Source organism: Bdellovibrio sp. ZAP7, from assembly GCF_006874645.1.
GTDB lineage: Bacteria > Bdellovibrionota > Bdellovibrionia > Bdellovibrionales > Bdellovibrionaceae > Bdellovibrio.
Window position 1 is genome coordinate 1,794,094 of the sequence record NZ_CP030082.1, and the last position, 18,781, is coordinate 1,812,874.

Consider the following 18,781-nt stretch of genomic DNA (forward strand, 5'->3'; position numbering starts at 1 on the left):
AGAGGTGCTTTACGGTAATGAATCTATTTCCCATTATACTCGCAGTAATATCCTGATTTGGATGCTGATGGCATTCCAAGCGGGTGTCCTTAATATGGGCGGCTTTTTAGCCTGTCATCGTTTTGTATCCCACGTAACGGGGTTTGCGACGTTCTTTGGATATGAGTTTACGCAGAAAGATCGCGGTCATGCCTGGGGGATGTTGATTGTTCCTTTGTTTTTTCTGTTTGGAGCCATGGTCAGTGGTTATCTGGTCGACATTCGCGTAAAGCTTCGTAAAAAGCCTAAATACTATATTGCCTATGCCGTGATGCTGGTTTTGATTCTGGTTGCAACCCTGGGGGGTTGGTGGGGGTGGTTTGGCCCCTTTGGCGCGTCCCTCGAGGAATCGCGTAATGGTTATTTGCTTTTGATTTTGTTGTGCTTCACCTGCGGGGTTCAGAATGGCACGATCACCAGCGTTTCCCGGTCGGTGGTGCGTACGACTCACTTAACTGGTATCACCACGGATCTTGGAATCGGTTTGGTGCGTATTTTCAATAAAAAAATTCTGGGTTTCGAACATACCGAACTTGTTGAAAATGAATACAAAGCGACTTCCATGCGCTTGGGAATCATCACGATGTTCGTGTTAGGTTCTGTCTTAGCCGGTTTCGTTTATCCAGTCGCGGGCTTTTTGGGTTTTTTGATTCCCGCATTCACGACAGGCGTTTTGCTTGTTTCGATGATTTATTTTCAGATCATCAATCCACGAAAAAAACAGGCCGCCGCATAGGAAACCTGTTTCGGTGGTAAACTACTCAACCGCGCATTTCATAGCGATATTTGTTGCAGACCCATTTTCGCAAGTTCTGTTTACAAAACCGGTAAAGACGCTTCCCTCTGGAAGTGCTGCCAACTGTTTTGGAAGAAACGGTGAATACCAGCACCAAGCATCCTCTAAGGCGCTAAAGCGTGTGTAGTCTTGATAGCGAGGGTTTTTAGAAGTGAAGCCGGTGTCTGGAGTCGAAACATCTGCAGAGGCCAAAACAGCGCCGGAAAGTTTTGCAGAAGCCAATTCGTTATTCGCAGAGACCGCCGCAGTCAAATGAGCGAAGTCATGAGTGGCAGATCCGGTCCATCCCTCAATTGCCTCGAAAGACTGACAAGTTAAAAATTTTGCTTCGCTGATCGATGCAAAAGACAAAGTGAATATGATAGCAGAAATAAATGTTTTCATAAGTGAACCTTTTTAAAGTTGAATGTGAATTTCGAATTCGTGGTCTTATAGGTAAATGAGACTGTGAAGTACAATAGGCACTTATCAAGTTACTATGCTCTTTTTGAATAGTATTTTCTTCACGAGCGGAAATTTTAAAAAGCAGAGGCGATTCTTCGCAGGAACGTTCGTTGGGAAAGTTAAACCAAGCCTGAGTGAAACATGTTGTGATTTCTTAACAACTTTATTAAGTGCGAAAATAAATTAAAAACCATGTTCACTGCAGCGATCAAATGACTCTTTTGTAATTGACCGAGTGTGGTCAAAATCCTGCGTTAATCAATTAAGACCAAGTAATAATTCTGTTTTAGTTACATTTTTAAAATTGCCTAAGGTTAATTTAGGGTATCGAAAATGAGGGGGCCACCGTGGCAAAAATCGATTCCGTCGTTGAACCAAAAGCAAAGTCTGCGAAGAAAATCGCACCAAAATTAAAGGCGTTTTCAGAGGGAAAGAAAGCTTTGAATAAAACGCGAGAGAAAAATCACAATGAGGCTGAAGTTGATTTTTCCGGAGACGGTTTGGTTTTTGACAGCAATGCCAAAGAGCAATTACGCCAGCTACTTTTTACAGTGAAGGCTGTGCGTCGCGGAGATTTTGCGGTCAGAATGCCCATCAATCAGGAAGGCATTATCGCCGAAATCGGCGAAGTATTAAACGATATCATTGAACTCAATGAGAACATGGCCGACGAGTTTGTCCGTGTTCGTGCGATCGTAGGTCAAGAAGGTAAGATGAACGAACGTGTGTCGATGGGTTCCGTAAAAGGCGCTTGGTCGACATCTGTAGATTCAGTGAACTTACTAATCGGTGATCTGGTTCAGCCCACTCAAGAAGTGGCCCGGGTCATCACCTCGGTTGCCAAAGGGGACTTGTCACAAAAGATGTCGATGGAAATCGATGGTCGTCCGGTAAAAGGGGAATTCTTCCGTATTGGTACAACAGTAAACTCGATGGTGGATCAATTAAACTCTTTTGCATCCGAGGTAACTCGTGTGGCAAAAGAGGTAGGTACAGAAGGAAAACTGGGTGGACAAGCAGATGTTCGCGGGGCTTCTGGTATTTGGAAAGACTTAACAGATAATGTAAATAGCTTGGCGGGAAATTTGACCGACCAGGTTCGTAATATCGCGAAGGTAACCACGGCAGTTGCCAAAGGCGACTTGTCACAGAAAATCACCGTGGATGCCAAAGGTGAGATCTTTGAACTGAAAAATACCATCAACGTCATGGTGGATCAGCTTTCTTCATTCGCAGCCGAGGTAACTCGTGTGGCAAAAGAGGTGGGAACTGAAGGTCGTCTGGGTGGTCAGGCTGATGTAAAAGGCGTAAGTGGAACTTGGAAAGACTTAACAGATAACGTAAATGGTCTCGCGAATAATCTGACGGCCCAAGTGCGTAACATCGCTAAAGTAACAACGGCCGTTGCCAATGGTGACTTGTCACAAAAAATCACGGTAGATGCTCGCGGAGAAATCTTTGAATTAAAAAATACAATCAACGTCATGGTGGATCAGCTTCGCTCATTTGCTGCCGAGGTTACACGTGTTGCGAAAGACGTAGGTACCGAAGGAAAACTGGGTGGTCAGGCCGACGTAAAAGGTGTAAGCGGAACATGGAAAGACCTAACCGATAACGTAAACGGTCTGGCGAATAATCTGACAGCCCAAGTACGTAACATCGCGAAAGTAACAACAGCGGTGGCTAACGGAGACTTGTCACAAAAGATCACGGTTGATGCCAAAGGCGAGATCTTGGAACTTAAAGATACTATCAATACGATGGTGGATACACTTCGCTCGTTTGCTGCCGAGGTTACTCGTGTTGCCAAAGAAGTAGGTACCGAAGGGAAGCTGGGCGGTCAGGCCGACGTAAAAGGTGTAAGCGGTACCTGGAAGGACCTAACCGACAACGTAAATGGTCTGGCGAATAATCTGACAGCCCAAGTACGTAACATCGCGAAAGTAACCACGGCCGTGGCAAATGGAGACTTGTCACAAAAAATTACGGTTGATGCTCGTGGAGAAATCTTTGAATTAAAAAATACGATTAACGTCATGGTGGATCAGTTGAACTCATTCGCGGCCGAGGTGACTCGTGTGGCGAAAGAGGTGGGAACTGAAGGTCGCCTGGGTGGTCAGGCCGACGTAAAAGGTGTGTCGGGCACATGGAAAGACTTAACAGACAACGTAAACAGCCTTGCCGGAAATCTTACTGCACAGGTTCGTAATATCGCAAAAGTTACCACCGCGGTTGCCAAAGGTGACTTGTCACAAAAAATCACCGTTGACGCCAAGGGTGAGATCTTTGAACTAAAAAATACAATCAACGTCATGGTGGATCAGCTGAACTCGTTCGCGGCCGAGGTAACCCGTGTCGCCAAGGAAGTTGGTACCGAAGGGAAACTCGGCGGTCAGGCCGAAGTAACCGGAGTCTCTGGTACTTGGAAAGATTTGACCGACAACGTAAATGGTCTCGCAGGAAACTTAACAGCCCAAGTACGTAACATCGCAAAAGTAACAACGGCAGTTGCCAAAGGCGACTTGTCCCAAAAAATCACCGTTGATGCCAAGGGTGAGATCTTTGAACTAAAAAATACTATCAACGTCATGGTGGATCAGCTGAACTCGTTCGCAGCCGAGGTAACTCGTGTGGCAAAAGAGGTGGGTACTGAAGGAAAGCTAGGTGGTCAGGCTGACGTAAAAGGTGTGTCGGGGACCTGGAAAGACTTAACCGATAACGTGAATAGCTTGGCCGGAAATTTGACCGATCAAGTACGTAACATCGCGAAAGTAACCACCGCGGTTGCCAAAGGTGACTTGTCCCAAAAAATCACCGTTGATGCCAAGGGCGAAATCTTTGAACTAAAAAATACCATCAACGTCATGGTGGATCAGCTGAACTCGTTCGCAGCCGAGGTAACTCGTGTTGCCAAGGAGGTAGGTACCGAAGGAAAACTGGGTGGTCAGGCCGAAGTAAAAGGTGTTTCCGGTACCTGGAAAGACTTAACGGATAACGTAAATGGTCTTGCCGGAAATCTAACAGCCCAGGTTCGTAATATCGCGAAGGTAACCACTGCGGTGGCGAACGGGGACTTGTCACAAAAAATTACCGTCGATGCCCGAGGAGAAATCCTGGAGGTAAAAAACACTATCAACTCGATGGTGGATCAGCTGAATTCATTTGCAGCCGAGGTAACCCGTGTGGCGAAAGAGGTAGGTACCGAAGGAAAACTGGGTGGTCAGGCTGAAGTACGTGGAGTATCTGGTACTTGGAAAGACTTAACTGATAATGTAAATTTCATGGCGTCGAATTTGACGAAACAAGTACGTGGTATCGTGAAGGTCGTAACGGCCGTAGCCAACGGCGACTTGAATCAAAAATTCGTCCTGGAAGCAAAAGGGGAAGTTGCGGCCCTTGCGGAAACAATCAACTCGATGACCGATACCCTTAGAACCTTTGCCGATCAGGTAACGACAGTTGCCCGCGAAGTGGGTATCGAAGGAAAGCTGGGAGCGCAAGCCCGCGTGCCCGGTGTTGCCGGAACTTGGAAAGACTTAACCGACAACGTAAACTTCATGGCCTCCAATTTGACGACGCAAGTACGTGGTATCGTCAAAGTCGTAACCGCGGTTGCCAATGGGGACTTGGAACAAAAATTCGTTCTTGAAGCCAAAGGGGAAGTTGCGGCCCTTGCCGAAACAATTAACTCGATGACTGATACCTTAAGAACATTCGCTGATCAGGTAACGACCGTGGCCCGTGAGGTGGGTATCGAAGGTAAGCTGGGTGGTCAGGCAAGCGTTCCGGGTGCTTCTGGTACTTGGAAAGACTTAACGGATAACGTGAATCAGCTGGCCGGAAACTTAACAGCCCAGGTTCGTGCTATTGCGGAAGTATCCACAGCCGTAACCAAGGGAGACCTCACTCGTTCCATCTCGGTTGAGGCTGAGGGCGAGGTTGCAGCTCTGTCTGAAAATATCAATCAGATGATCTCAAATCTGAAAGACACGACTCAGAAAAATAACGAGCAGGACTGGTTGAAAACCAATCTCGCGAAGTTCTCAGGGATGATGCAAGGTCAAAGAAGTATCACGTCGGTCGCGCAATTGATCATGTCGGAGCTGACTCCGCTGGTTGACGCCCGCCAAGGAACGTTCTTTATGCTTGATAGCGAAAGTAACGAGCCGACTTTGAATCTGATCGCAAGTTATGCATTCACAGAACGCCGTACCGTTTCAAATAAATATAAACTTAAAGAAGGCCTGATTGGTCAGTGTGCCTTTGAGAAAAAACGCATTCTTCTGACGAACCCGCCAGATGATTATGTCGTGATCAGCTCTAGCATCGTGGAAGAAAAACCAAGAAACATTATTGTACTTCCGGTTCTTTTTGAGGGCGAGTTGAAAGCTGTAATTGAATTGGCGTCATTGCAGCCGTTTACTCAGAACTATATCAACTTCCTGGATCAATTGATGGACTCCATGGGAGTTATCTTGAACATGATCTCGTCAAGTATGAGAACGGAAGAACTTTTGCAAGAGCTGAAACGTTCCAACGTGGAGCTAGAAGCCCAAGCAAAAGAACTCGAAGACAAAGCAAAACTTCTGGAAGTCAAAAACCAAGAGGTCGAGCTTGCCAGCCGTTCCCTGGAAGAAAAAGCCGAACAGCTTTCTCTTATCTCTAAGTATAAATCAGAGTTCCTGGCGAACATGTCTCACGAGCTCAGAACACCGCTTAATAGCTTGTTGATCTTGTCTAAAACGTTGGCCGACAACCGCGAGAAAAATCTCAACGGGGAGCAGGTGAAGTTTGCAAGCACCGTACATTCTGCCGGTCAGGACTTATTGGCATTGATTAATGAGATTCTGGATCTTTCGAAAGTGGAAGCTGGTAAAATGCCAGTCACACCTAAGATCGTGGAAATCGCCGAAGTAAAAGAATACTTGGAGCAAACATTCCGTCCTGTGGCTGAGCACAAAGGATTGGAGTTTGTGATTACGGCGACACCAAATTTGCCAAAGACAATGGTCACTGATGAAAACCGTTTGCATCAGATCTTGAAAAATCTTTTGTCGAACGCCTTTAAGTTTACCGACAAGGGGCATGTGACTTTGGATGTGAAGCACGAATCTGGAAACATTGTTTACCGTGTGACGGATACGGGAATTGGTATCCCGGCTGACAAACAGAAGCTGATCTTTGAAGCTTTTCAGCAGGCTGATGGAACAACCAGTCGTAAATACGGTGGTACTGGTTTAGGTCTAACGATCAGTCGTGAAATCGCGCGCCTTTTGGGTGGTGTGATCAGTGTTGAAAGTACTCCAGGGCAGGGGAGCAGTTTCACTTTGACTTTGCCGGTGAAGTATTCAGCGCCAGAGGGTGCTATGGTGAATATAGCCGATGAACAATCTGAAGTGACACCACTTCCGAATGATGCTGATTTTACCGGCAAAAAAGTTTTGATCGTCGATGACGATGTTCGCAATGTTTTTGCACTGAGCAGCGTTTTGAAAATGCGCGGCATGAATGTGATCTTCGCTGAAAACGGCAAGCAGGGTATTAAGACGCTTATGGAAAATCCAGATACCGATTTGGTGTTGATGGATACTATGATGCCGGAAATGGACGGATTGGAAGCGATTCAAGAAATTCGTTCTTTGGAACAATTCATGAGTTTGCCAATCATCTCGTTAACTGCGAAAGCCATGAAAGGTGATCGCGAGAAGTGTCTTTCTGCGGGGGCATCAGATTACGTCACTAAACCAGTGGATGAAATTCACTTGTTAGCTGTTATGTACTCGTGGTTGCCGCAAAAGAGTGTTTCGCTAAATTAGGATGAGATGACCATGAAAACAGTGGATGTTCTTATTGTCGACGATCGCATGGATGGATTGCTTGCGTTGCAAGCAGTTCTGAGTATGCCCCAAGTAAATCTGGTGAAAGCGCAATCAGGCCCAGAGGCTTTGTCGCTTCTGGATGGTTACGAGTTCGCGGTGATTCTTTTGGATGTGCAAATGCCGGGGATGGATGGCTTTGAAACCGCCCGCCAGATTCGTCAAGACTCTAAAAATCGCCAAACTCCGATTATTTTTGTCACCGCGATCAATAAAGATGATCAATATATTTATCGCGGTTACGAAGCCGGTGCTGTGGATTATATTTTTAAACCCTTTGAGCCCAGTATTGTTCGCGCCAAGGTGAATGTCTTCGTTGAACTGTTCATAAAATCGAAACAGCTTGAAGAACAGGCTGAATTGATTCGCGAAAGTGAAACGCGTGAGCGTTATTTACGCCTGGCTGAATTGGAAGTCGAAAACTTGCGTCGTTACCGTAGTCTTGCAGATGCGATTCCTCATATTATCTGGCGCGCTAAGGCTGATGGGACTTTTGATTATTTTAACAAAGGCTGGACCGATTACACGGGGCTGACAATTGAACAAAGTCTGGGAAGTGGTTGGCAAAGTGTGGCCGTCGAAGAAGACTTACGTGAATTCTTAAAAACTTGGATGATGGCGATGAGTGACGGTCGTTCCTTTGAAACCGAGTGTCGCATGGTCAATAAAGAGGGCGAGGCGCGTTGGTTCTGGGTTCGCGCCGTTTCTGAAACTAATTTCTTGGGCCAGGTGGTTGCCTGGATTGGTACTTGTACCGATATTCACGATCGCAAAAAAATTGAATTGAAGCTGATCGAGGCTGAGCAGAAAGCCAATGCAGCGAGCGTTTCGAAAACTAATTTCCTGGCAAATATGAGTCATGAAATTCGCACTCCTATGAATGCTATCTTGGGATTTACGGAGTTGATGCTGGATGAAGAGCAAACAGCTGAAGAACGACATAAATGGATTCACACAGTGCAAAGAAATGGTGATCAGCTTTTAAAAATTATCGATGAAATTCTGGATATTTCGAAAGTGGAATCTGGTCGCTTGCAAATCGAGAAAGTCGATGTGGACGTCGAAGGTGTCCTGGAAGATATTCGCTCCCTTTTAAGATTGCAGGCCCTGGATAAGGCTTTGGATTTCAGAATTGATTTGGATACGCACATTCCTAAAATAATCACTTCCGATCCAACAAGGCTGCGCCAGATTCTGCTAAACTTAATTGGCAATGCCATCAAGTTCACCAGTGCAGGACACGTTCACGTGGACGTGGAGTGGAAGCCGCGTGGTTCTCTGGATCTGCACAGTAAAATGCAGTTTTATATTTCAGACTCAGGGGTGGGAATCAATCCTGCTCATGCAAATCACTTATTCCAGCCGTTCGTGCAAGAAGACAGTGCGACGACCCGTAACTTCGGAGGCACCGGCTTGGGGTTGGCCTTGTCTCGCCAGTTGGCGCGAGCTATGGGGGGCGATGTCACACTAGTCAGTAGTGTTCCTGGTCAGGGCAGTACCTTTTTGGTTGAAGTGAATGCCGACCCTGTCGATGGAACTATTTTTGTCGAGTCTTTAAGTTCAGAAGTTCCTCAGAATGACAAAGAGGCTCTTTATAAAGAGCGCAAAAAGCTTTCGGGTATGAAGATCTTGTTAGTGGAGGACGTCGAGGACAATCAAGCGCTTATCGCTCATTTCTTGGGAGCGGTGGGAGCGAGTGTCGATTTTGCTGACAATGGACGAGAGGGAGTCGAATCTGCACTTAAAAATGAATACGATGCTGTCCTGATGGATATCCAAATGCCCATTATGGATGGATACGAAGCCACGCGAAGATTGCGTGCGCAAGGGTATGATAAGCCGATCATTGCTTTGACGGCACACGCACTTAAGGAGGAGACGGTGAAAAGTATGAATGCGGGATGTACATGTCATTTGTCCAAGCCTGTGAATTTTAATCAGTTAATCGAAGTTCTAGCGAACATTCATCGGGACAGAGGGCACCGGGAGGATCATTGTGCCATTTGATGAGGCGGGTGACATTTCGATCGAGCTTAAAAACTTTATCAGACGTCACATTCACTCGATCGCAATTTTAGATGTTTTGTTTTTTTTGAAGCATCGCGAGTATAAGGCCTGGACTCCGCAGGAAGTCAGTGTGGAAATGCGTTCCAATCCCGGGTATGCCAAATCTCAACTAGAAGAACTGTTGAATTTGGGAATTGTGAGTTGTGAAGGGGCGGCCTATCGCTATCAAGTGTCTGATTCAGATACAACGATAGATAAGCTTGAGATACTTTATAATACGCGGCGATCCACTGTGATGAATTATATCTATTCACAACCGATCGATAACATTCGCGACTTTGCGAATGCATTTAAAATTAAAAAGGACTGATCGTGGCGTTCTATGTTTATTTATTGTGTTCGATCACCAGCTTCGGCTGCGCCCTTTGTTTAGGTCGGGCTTACTTCCGTAGTAAGACCCGATTGCTTTTTTGGAGCAGCATTTGTTTTGTCGGTGTAGCTCTGAATAATATCCTATTGTCAGTGGATTTTATGCTGGGGCCAGCCTATGATCTGTCGCTCTTTCGCGCCTGGATTATTCTTCTTGGAATGTTAGCCATGGTTTACGGCCTTATTTGGGATACGGTGTAAAATGAGTGCAGATATTTTGAAGCAATTTATTTATGGTGCGGTGATGATGGCTTCTTTCACTTCGGGTGTTTTCTTTTTAAAATTTTGGAGAAAAACCCGAGATCGTTTCTTTATGCTTTTTGCGGCAGCCTTTCTGATCCTGGCGGCGGAACGTTGGTTTTTTATTTTTCTGCCGAACTCGGATGAAGAAAACGCGTGGATCTTTTCAATGAGGCTGTTGGCGTTTCTTTTGATTATCGGTGCAGTGATTGATAAGAATCGCGAGTAAGCTCGTAGAGGTTTAAAAGCACCTCTTTTTGTAAGACTTTGTCTAGCTGCGAGTACTGCTTTACAAAGGCAAAGCCTGATTTTTCCAGAACACGGATGGATTGAGTATTTTTAGCATCCGTGACAGCACTAAGACCTGGATAGTTCAACTCCACCAGTGCCAGGTGAATCAGTCTTTGGCAGGCCTCGGCCGTATAACCTTGGCCCCAATGTCTTTGCACGATCATAAACCCCAGCTCCACGAACGGCAGATCCCGTTGCAGAAGCATCAACCAACCCACAAAGTCAGAACCGTCAGCCAGTTCCGCGGCCCAGATGCCTAGCGGAGCGCGAGAGGCTTCATTATCGATCATCGCTTGCAGCCGTTCCTGGATTTTTTCATCAGGTAGTGGAAAGCGGTGAGGGCTGTTGCACATCACATCGGGATTTGCTTCCAGCTCCCGCATGTTAGCGAAATCATTTAAATTGAATCGGCGAAGATTTAACCGGAGAGTTTTCATCAGTACGCGGGTGAGTCTGGTGGACGAATGACATTTAAAAGGAATGTTCTTTGGCGCAGGTACATTTTATTGCCTTCCCAAGGAGTGAAGTATGGGGGATTGCGCCCGATAATAACCAAGCCTGCAAGTTGCTCTAAATTCAACTCTTGCAGATTCTTTTTGAAATAATAAGGGCTGGCGTTTTGATAACCACTCATTTCCTTACCTTCAATCATTCCAAAGGGATAACGATTGATCAATTGTTCAATCTGATCGTTATAGCTGTACTTTAAAAATAAGCGTATGAAAGCCAATTGATCTTCATACATTTTGATGAAGCTTCCCTGATTACCTGCCGGCATCAGAATTTTGATTAACTCCCAGGTCAGGGCACAGTCCGGGTGCAATTGAGGAGTGTCTGAAAAAGCGCGCTCGAGTCCCGACCATTCATGGCACATCGCGGACTGAGGGTATTCCACATCATTGATAATTTTTACGAGAACTGGAGGCAATTGGGCATAAGAGACATAGGGATGAGGCTTGAATGCCATAGCGCGGTCTAAATTTTTACTGACTCGACGGTATTCTATCAGCGCAAAAAAGGACATTGCTGCCGCCAGAAACAGGGAACCGACTAAAAAAAATGTCACCGTGAACTTAACTGATCTCATGTTGTAAGCACGCTCCGGGATAAGAGGAGAATAGCAAAGCAACGGGAAAATACATAGCTTTTAAGAAAAATAATTTCCTATGAAACACCTCGCTGTCGTTGGTCGTGAGGAATCGACGACAGGAGGGGCTAAGGAGAGTTTTCTAGAGTTAGAAACCTACATTGAGGATCGGAGAAACTTTGAAAACGCCGGTGTTATTGAAATTAACTAGACCAATTTGCAAGCCATGAAGGTTGTCAGTGATATTTACCAACCCCAACTGAATCCCGTAAACTGATTTAGCACGATTATATACGCCCAGCTGAGCGCCATATACAGACGTATTCGTGCTTAAGTTCGTTACCGCTAACTGCACACCATAGACATTGCTTTCAGCGACGTTGATGTTACTGATGAGAGCGGCCTGCAAACCTACGACATTTGTCTTTTGTTGATTGTAGTTACCCAATCCTGCCAACTGGAGACCTATGATATTTGTGGAACCATAAGTGGCATTGAATCCACCTGCGATACCAATACCCACGAAGTCTTGATCAGTGATATTGCCCAGGACACCAAAATCCAAACCATAAACATCACGATGGTGGCCCCACAGAGCACTCAAACGAATCCCGGTAATGGAGAAGTCCTGAGGAGGAAATTGAACGGGTGGAGCAATAGCCACGGAAATCGGTGTGACTGCTGCAAAGCTTGCAGAGGCAGAACAAACGATAGTGAAAATGAGGGAAAGAAGGATATTTTTTTTCATATCCCCATTCTAGAAACAGACTGTGCTTTGCCGCAAATATTCGACAAAGATCAAGACTTTGGTAACTGGACAATTGCAGTGTTATGGAAACCACTGGAGCATATGAGGTCATTACTCGAGGCAAAGTTTCATTTCAATATTGCATCTCTCATAATCAGGATGGGCGCCCAAATGCACTGTTTGAAAGCCGTGCTTTTTGTATAGTGAAATCGCTGGTTCAAGAATAGTATTCGACAGCAGACTGATTTCTGCCGCTCCTTTCTGACGAGCCCACGCGATCGCGGTCTCCATTAATAAATCTCCCAAACCTTGACCTTTATATTTTGGAGAAACTGCCATCTTCGCAAGTTCAAAGGAATTCTTACCGTGTGGAACAAGAGCGCAAGTTGCGACGGCCTGATCCTGATCAAGAATAAAGAAAATCTCTCCACCGATATCTAAAATACTTTCTTTCGCTTGATTCAGTTGCAGCAGATCCATGGTTTCTAGGCGAAAATAGTGTTCAATCCATTGCCTATTCAAGTCGACGAAGGCTTGGTGGTATTCCGGTTTATAAATAGTGGTGGAAAATTTTGACATGAAGTTCTCCTGGTTGACGAGGGGATGTTATCACAACTATTTTGACGAGGAATAATAGTTAATTCTAAGTACTAGTATTATCTATGATACTAGATGTATTTTAAAGATTAGGACGAGCCCATGAATTTTAAAAAGAGAAAATTTAATTGCCCTGCGGAATTAACGGCGACGTTGCTTCAGGGAAAGTGGAAAGTCATTTTGTTGTACAACCTGCGAAAAGCGCCCAAAAGATTCGGTGAACTTCGCCGCCTGACTCCGGGAATTACTCAAGCAACTTTAACGAAGCAGCTGAAAGAGCTGGAAAACTCTGGCATTGTGAAGCGTTCTGTTCTGGGGAAAGACAAACTCTCTGGTGTGGAATATGAATTAACCAATGTCGGAGCGGAATTAAAGCCAGTCCTGTATGCGATGATTCGCTGGGGGCTGGCTCACCAAAAGGACTATGTCGCTGGATCTTTTGTAATGCTGGGAACTTAGATCTACTTTTTCTTTTTAAGCAAAGCCGCGGATTCTGTTTTTATCCACGAGCGATAAGGAACGATGTTTGTGTAGACTGTAGATGTTGCGCAACCCATCTCGCTGCGGCTGGTGAGTCCCCACACGAAATAGTCAGAACCGGATTTTACAAAGGCCGGGCCTCCGGAATCACCCGAGCAAGGACCGTGTCTTTGATCGTGAAGCAAGATTGCCTCAAAGGCATTTGGAAAGCTTCCGATATTTACAGAAGTGTATTTCAGAATCGCCGGTCCGTCCATTTCTTCAGTGAAGCATCGAGTTTCCTTAATCTCCATATCAAAGTCGCAAACAACTGTGCCGTCTTTCACCAGAGCTTGCAGTTCCTCGGGAGGAGTCTGCTTGGTATCAATTTCCACCAGATTGTCCGTCTCAACGCCATATCCCGCAATCAACGTCTCCGCACCTTCTTTTAATGAAGCGGCGTTATTAAGGATTTGTGCGGGCATATAGCCTTTAGGAATGGTGCCATTGAATTTCAAAAGAGCGATGTCGTGAGTGGCCTGGTTTGGCTCTTCCAGATCCGCGACGTTTTTGTATTTGTCATTGATAACTCCCGCACTGGCTCTACGAGTCAGGGGAGATTTGCGGATTTTGTCGTAATCCGTCAGCAGAGATTCCATGTCAGGAGAAAATACGATGAAGGTTTCGCTGATATCGTCTGATTGCACGCAGTGAGCGGCGGTCAGGATAATATTATTTTCTAAAAGAATGCCAGTGCAGACAGCGCCTATGTTCGCATTGAAAATACCCACTGTGCTCTTAGCAACGCGGGAGTCTTTTTTTACCACAGTTCCGCCGATAATAGCGTCGCCTTGGGCTTTCAACTCGCGATCTTTCTCCGGAGTGCAGGCCACCGCTGAAATCATTAATGTGAACGCCAATATTCCGGCAAGCTTCATAAGAAACATTCCTTAGGTAAAGTGGTATTTTAGCGTTAATTCAGGTGTTTACCAGCCCCACAAAATTTTTACCAAGCAGCCCTCAAAACTGTCGAATGTCTCCACAGGGGGAGGGGAAAACCCTGTCAAAACTGTTAGTTAGGCTGGGATTTGTGGGCTCTTTTATAAAGCGTTTGCCCCTCGTTCCTGGATACTCGAGAATCAAAAAATAGTGAGGAGTCCCTATGAAAACAGCTTTAAGCCTCTTTGCAGTCGTTTTTATGTTGATCAGCATATCGGGGGCGCAAGAGCCCGGGCCGTATTTTGAAAACACCATCGTACCCCGACAGGGCCGTTTATTTGCGATCGATTTTGATGCGGGCTCAAGAACGGTGCGAGTCTCTGCTGTGGGTAAGACAATAAAAGGTCTTAGCTCCTCTCGTTATGCGGTTTCCGCTGAAACAACAGATGCCGAAGGGATGGCGCGACAGTTGGATTTGGTATCGGTCGCTAGCGGCGGCTATCAGTTTAAAGATAAATTAGAGCCTAAAAAAGATGTGAAAATTAAGGTGCAAGATAAGCAAAGTAAAGAGACTGAAATTTTCTTGTTAAAACCTTAAGAAGCATATTCCTGAAAAAGAAAAGGCGGCTCGTAAGCCGCCTTTTTTTATTTTGCACCGAAAGATTTCGCAGTGTCTTTGATCCAAGTCGCGTAGTGCAGGATGTTCATGTAGATGATGTCGTTATTGCAGCCAATACCGCTACGGCTCGTCACGCCCCAAAGTTGAACTTCGTCACCAACTTGAATGTAGGCTGGGCCCCCAGAATCACCAGAGCAAGCCGCTTTGCCGCCTCTTTGATCCAGAATCACTTCGCCATCGTTCGGGCTGTATTTGATTTTTACTGTCACAGCTTTCAAAATCGCAGGACCGCTGATTTCTTCACGGATGCAGGTCGTGGCTTTTCGAGCGTCGTCGTTGTTACAGAAAACTTCGCCCTTATCGATCAGGTCTTGAAGGTTTTCAGTTTTCTTTGGATCAACTGGGATCACTTCTGCGTAATCCACGCCATAACCGGCAAGAATTGTTGTAGCGCCCGTTTTCAAAGCCGCTGGGTCCGTTAGGATCTTTGCAGTTTGATAGCCTTTTGGAGTTTCGCCTTCGTACATCATCAGGCCCACGTCGTTACCTGGGAAAGCCGCGTTTGCTTGGCCTGGATTCCAGTCTTTGTTTGCCTTCATCTGCACAACTTGGCGCACGGCTGGGGAGTTTTTGAAATTATTACCCATGTTCAGGATGGATTCCATGTCAGGGTGAAAGACGATGTAAACGCCAGACGTTTTTTTGCCGATGCAATGAGCGGCTGTTAAAACCAGATTTCCTGGAAGTAAAGAGCCTGTGCAAGTGTAACCTTCGTTGTCGTCGTAAATACCAACAACGCTTTGAGCGAGAGCAGTGCCCTCTTTCACCAGTTGGCCACCGATGATTGAATCGCTGTTTTTAGCAGTCAAATTGTTAGAATTTACAGATGATCCGCAACCAGCCGTGATCAATGCAACAGTCAAAAATAGAGAGCTTAAAACTTTCAACTCAGTGTCCTCGCAATAAAAAAGTATGGGGGCTCCTTTTATAGAACCCCCACGCATTTGCAAGAAAAATTAAAGACCTGCAATAAATTATTTTTTATCGTTTTCGATTAGGATTCAGTATCCAAAATCGGGAACGCCTTGACGAGGTCATCGATCGCTTTCATCTGTTGCAGGAAGGGCTCTGCTTTAGCCAGGGGCAATGCCGAAGGGCCATCGCATTTTGCTTTTGCCGGATCTGGATGAGCCTCAATGAATAGACCCGCAAGACCCACTGCTAGGCCAGCGCGAGAAAGTTCAGCCACCTGACCACGGCGACCTGCAGACGCAGCTCCACCTGGATCGCGGAACTGAAGCGCGTGAGTCGCATCCAGAATAACCGGAGCGCCTTTAGAAACTTTCTTCATGATATTAAAGCCCAGAGTGTCGACGACCAAATTGTCGTAACCAAAACAAGAGCCGCGCTCGCACAAGATGACCTTGTCATTGCCACACTCTTCGATTTTTTCAACGATGTTACCCATTTGCGAAGGGCTTAGGAATTGGGGCTTTTTCACGTTGATGACGGCACCCGTGCGAGCCATCGCTTCCACCAAGTCTGTTTGACGGGCCAGGAAAGCTGGCAACTGAATCACATCAGCGACTTCAGCCACAGTTTTTGCCTGAGCTACTTCATGAACGTCCGTGATGACTTTCACGCCGAAAGTGCTTTTAAGTTCCGCGAAAATTTTAAGGCCTTCTTCCATTCCCGGCCCACGGTAAGAATGAATGGAAGAGCGGTTGGCTTTATCGAAAGAGGATTTAAATACATAAGGGATGCGCAGGCGGTCTGTTAGCTTCACGAAATGCTCACAAACTTGCATCGCCAAATCACGACTCTCAAGAACGTTCATACCTGCGAAAAGCACGAAAGGTTTGTTGTTGCCGACTTCTATATTGCCAATTTTTACGATTTTATTTTGCATGAAGATGCCTTCTGGAAGTGATTTTCCACGGATTTTAACACCATTTTTGAAAACGGCGCAAATCAACAAACCTGAGGGTTTTGCAAGGCGTCTTTAAAAGATGCGCGAGCAGGGTTCTCCTTTGTCCTTAAACTCTTTGTGAAAGATCCAATTGCTGAATATACGGCACTTTTTATCGATTGCGGGGGACTTTAAAGCTGCCTCTTGGTCGACCTGCTCGTAAAGCTTAAAATACTGAACAATATTGTCCCTGGTTTGATCGCCGACCCAGCCAGGAGGGCGTTGCGCAACCAAAACATCCATGTACGGCTGGTCTAAGGTGTTCATCGGGGCATTTGGATTTTGTGGCGTGGTATTTACGGCGGGGAATCGCAGGGCTTCAAAAAAATCGGCATAACTTCTGGTGTCTGTCTGCATTAAATTTGCAGCGGCTGAGGGATGTTCATGCAAGGTAAGAGGGTGGTCACCCTTGCTGCAGACCAAGCTATAGAAATTAAACTGCAGATAAAACATATCACAGTGTTTAAACAGGTCTTGAGATGTTTGCAGGAGAATGTTTACGCTCTCTAAACTAAGCTCCCCATCCAGCCACTGGGCAAAGATGCCATCGTCTTCCAAGGAGTCGTAGACGCCCTCTAGGGCTTCTCGACTCCACAGTTTTGCTGCTGCAAAATAAACCGGAGAAGGGACATTGTTGATGATAAGATCATAGCGGCGTTTTTGGGTACGGAGAAAAGTCAGGCCATCTGCCTCGGTGAATTTAACATTCTTAGATTTAACTTTTTCAGCGACCAGAGGCATGAAGTCCAAGACTTTTAGCATCGTCGGGTCCAAGTCGACGACATCCACGTGCGAGAACAGCTCAGCAGCACCCATGACGGTTGTTCCTGTTCCTAAGCCAATGACGAGTGCATTGCCGTGTTTGTTTGTATAAGACAAAGGGGTGAGGCCCATAAAGGTATCCGCGGGGGAGTAGGACCTCCATGACGGCAGGTTGATCGAATGATGGCCATTCATAATCATGAGTTTATGGGAATGATCCAGCTCGACAAAGTTTACTTCGCTGGAGTTGTGTTTGAAAACTTTGACGTCCGTCACACTGCGGCTGTCTTTGACCCAGCGAGTGAGATTTCTATGGGAATAACTGCCCAAGGCCCACGAGAAATCAGTGACTAAAAAGTAAGTCAGCGTACACAATACAACGCTGACACCAGCGGTTAGAATACGCATTTTGTTTTCTTTGTTAGCAAAGATCAAACAAAGCAAACCCAATAAGGTCCACAACTGAAATATACCGGTTGCTTCGAACAGGATTGAAATAAACAGCAGAATTCCTACAGCATTCCCACTGCAGTTCACCGCAAGATACGTTCCCAATGGAATTTGATTATTCTCTTTTTTAACCAAAGGGAGAAGGCTGCCAAAGAAAAAGCCCGTCGGAAGTATCAAACCCACGCAAAACAAAGACCGTTGGAGGAATGTTGCCGTTGCGCTATCAGGCCATGAAATGAGCTCCATAATAGCAGCCCAAAAGACGGGCCACGAAAGACTCCAAACGAGGAGTGATAGAATAAGAACGGCGGAATGTTTTTTAAAACTATTCCAATTTAAAAATTCATAACCGCGCTTGCCTCGGAACCACAAGCTGGCCATGGCCCAACTTAAAATTAATGCTGCCAAATAAAGCGAATAGTGAAATGCCAATGGAGCCAGAACGTTTTGAATTTGGCGATAAAGAATGGATTGTATAATTCCGCTAACCACCGAAAAAGTAAATAACGGCAACAGTAGCGAAGGGAAGTGTCGTAGGTCCTCTTTAAAGGAACTTGTGGGAATCACTAAAGCTGTCGTCCTGGAGTGCTTCCACCAGTACATCGCCCAAATCCACTCCATGGCACATAAGGACAGTAAAATCTTGTTAAGTCCCCAAGTATGTAAAATGCCGAGCTCCATGTACACCAATACGACAACCACCAGGAGATGAAAGTAGAAATAGATTTTATTGAAGGCTGAGACCTCTTCCAGTCCTCGGCTTCGTTGCTCTTCAAAATAAAGAGGCAACAATAATGACGAAACAAAAGAGATCGCAAAAAACAAAATAAACCCGAAAATAAGGCTCATAGTGGGGAAAGCTAAAAGTTCTGAGCTTGCCTGGTCGAATCCAATAAGGAGCAAAATAAGGCCGAACATAAGGCCATGACTCTTGGCGAGGTTCAGTTTTAAACGAAGGCTTAGATAAGAACCTAAGGCTGTTCCTAAATAAGCCACAGCAATCAAAAAAAGCTGAATAAAAAATAGACT

At 45.7% G+C, this 18,781-nt stretch carries 17 protein-coding genes; 8 read left to right on the forward strand and 9 right to left on the reverse strand.

The genetic code is table 11. The features are described 5' to 3' along the window. The first annotated feature begins 4 nt into the window (after positions 1-4). Positions 5-775, forward strand: a complete 771-nt coding sequence (locus tag DOM22_RS08690; protein WP_142699983.1) for a YoaK family protein — start codon at positions 5-7, stop codon at positions 773-775. Positions 776-796: 21 nt separating this feature from the next. Here the strand turns inward: DOM22_RS08690 and DOM22_RS08695 are convergent, their stop codons facing one another. Continuing rightward, complete coding sequence (locus DOM22_RS08695) at positions 797-1,219, reverse strand: hypothetical protein (protein ID WP_142699984.1); 423 nt, start codon at positions 1,217-1,219, stop codon at positions 797-799. 560 nt (positions 1,220-1,779) lie between these two features. Between DOM22_RS08695 and DOM22_RS08700 the strand changes: the two genes are divergently transcribed. Genes DOM22_RS08700 through DOM22_RS08720 form a run of 5 tightly spaced genes read left to right on the forward strand, consistent with a single transcriptional unit; the run spans position 1,780 to position 10,060 of the window. Next, the gene (locus DOM22_RS08700; RefSeq protein ID WP_371716812.1) at positions 1,780-7,095 is read left to right on the forward strand and encodes a HAMP domain-containing protein; all 5,316 of its coding nucleotides are present in this window, start codon (positions 1,780-1,782) and stop codon (positions 7,093-7,095) included. Positions 7,096-7,107: 12 nt separating this feature from the next. After that, positions 7,108-9,162, forward strand: a complete 2,055-nt coding sequence (locus DOM22_RS08705; RefSeq protein ID WP_168196607.1) for a response regulator — start codon at positions 7,108-7,110, stop codon at positions 9,160-9,162. Beyond that, entirely contained in the window at positions 9,152-9,532 is a 381-nt protein-coding gene (locus DOM22_RS08710; RefSeq protein ID WP_142699986.1) for a hypothetical protein, read from the forward strand. The genes DOM22_RS08705 and DOM22_RS08710 overlap by 11 nt, the downstream gene beginning before the upstream one ends. A 2-nt stretch (positions 9,533-9,534) precedes the next feature. Beyond that, entirely contained in the window at positions 9,535-9,792 is a 258-nt protein-coding gene (locus DOM22_RS20240) for a DUF5985 family protein (protein WP_142699987.1), read from the forward strand. 1 nt (position 9,793) lies between these two features. After that, a complete protein-coding gene (locus DOM22_RS08720; protein ID WP_210415714.1) occupies positions 9,794-10,060 on the forward strand; it encodes a DUF5985 family protein in 267 nt (88 codons plus the stop codon). Here the strand turns inward: DOM22_RS08720 and DOM22_RS08725 are convergent. From DOM22_RS08725 to DOM22_RS08740, 4 genes are all read right to left on the reverse strand, one after another. After that, positions 10,026-10,559, reverse strand: coding sequence for a GNAT family N-acetyltransferase (locus DOM22_RS08725; RefSeq protein ID WP_142699988.1), 534 nt, complete (start codon positions 10,557-10,559; stop codon positions 10,026-10,028). The two genes, DOM22_RS08720 and DOM22_RS08725, sit on opposite strands and share 35 nt — an antisense overlap. After that, positions 10,559-11,209 (reverse strand): transglycosylase domain-containing protein, encoded by a 651-nt coding sequence (locus DOM22_RS08730; protein WP_142699989.1) that lies wholly within the window; start codon positions 11,207-11,209, stop codon positions 10,559-10,561. The genes DOM22_RS08725 and DOM22_RS08730 overlap by 1 nt, the downstream gene beginning before the upstream one ends. Before the next feature lie 148 nt (positions 11,210-11,357). Beyond that, positions 11,358-11,957, reverse strand: a complete 600-nt coding sequence (locus DOM22_RS08735; RefSeq protein WP_142699990.1) for an LA_2272 family surface repeat-containing protein — start codon at positions 11,955-11,957, stop codon at positions 11,358-11,360. Between the two features lie 111 nt (positions 11,958-12,068). Then, positions 12,069-12,536 (reverse strand): GNAT family N-acetyltransferase, encoded by a 468-nt coding sequence (locus tag DOM22_RS08740; protein ID WP_142699991.1) that lies wholly within the window; start codon positions 12,534-12,536, stop codon positions 12,069-12,071. Between the two features lie 120 nt (positions 12,537-12,656). On the opposite strand from DOM22_RS08740, the gene DOM22_RS08745 reads away from it, so the two are divergent. Beyond that, positions 12,657-13,013: a helix-turn-helix domain-containing protein gene (locus DOM22_RS08745; protein WP_142699992.1), complete on the forward strand. Its 357-nt coding sequence runs from the start codon at positions 12,657-12,659 to the stop codon at positions 13,011-13,013. Between the two features lie 2 nt (positions 13,014-13,015). Here the strand turns inward: DOM22_RS08745 and DOM22_RS08750 are convergent, their stop codons facing one another. Then, positions 13,016-13,951 (reverse strand): trypsin-like serine protease, encoded by a 936-nt coding sequence (locus DOM22_RS08750; RefSeq protein WP_168196608.1) that lies wholly within the window; start codon positions 13,949-13,951, stop codon positions 13,016-13,018. Between the two features lie 224 nt (positions 13,952-14,175). Here DOM22_RS08750 and DOM22_RS08755 point away from each other — a divergent pair, with 224 nt between their 5' ends. Next, positions 14,176-14,550, forward strand: coding sequence for a hypothetical protein (locus DOM22_RS08755; RefSeq protein WP_142699994.1), 375 nt, complete (start codon positions 14,176-14,178; stop codon positions 14,548-14,550). Positions 14,551-14,597: 47 nt separating this feature from the next. Here the strand turns inward: DOM22_RS08755 and DOM22_RS08760 are convergent, their stop codons facing one another. The 3 genes from DOM22_RS08760 to DOM22_RS08770 all read right to left on the reverse strand — a co-directional run bounded on the left by DOM22_RS08760 (position 14,598) and on the right by DOM22_RS08770 (position 18,670). Next, the gene (locus DOM22_RS08760; RefSeq protein ID WP_168196609.1) at positions 14,598-15,518 is read right to left on the reverse strand and encodes a trypsin-like serine protease; all 921 of its coding nucleotides are present in this window, start codon (positions 15,516-15,518) and stop codon (positions 14,598-14,600) included. Between the two features lie 107 nt (positions 15,519-15,625). Then, positions 15,626-16,480 carry a 3-deoxy-8-phosphooctulonate synthase gene (gene kdsA / locus DOM22_RS08765; RefSeq protein WP_142699996.1) on the reverse strand — a complete coding sequence of 285 codons (855 nt, stop codon included), beginning with the start codon at positions 16,478-16,480 and terminating at the stop codon, positions 15,626-15,628. Positions 16,481-16,573: 93 nt separating this feature from the next. Next, complete coding sequence (locus DOM22_RS08770; protein WP_210415715.1) at positions 16,574-18,670, reverse strand: hypothetical protein; 2,097 nt, start codon at positions 18,668-18,670, stop codon at positions 16,574-16,576. Positions 18,671-18,781: the final 111 nt, after the last annotated feature.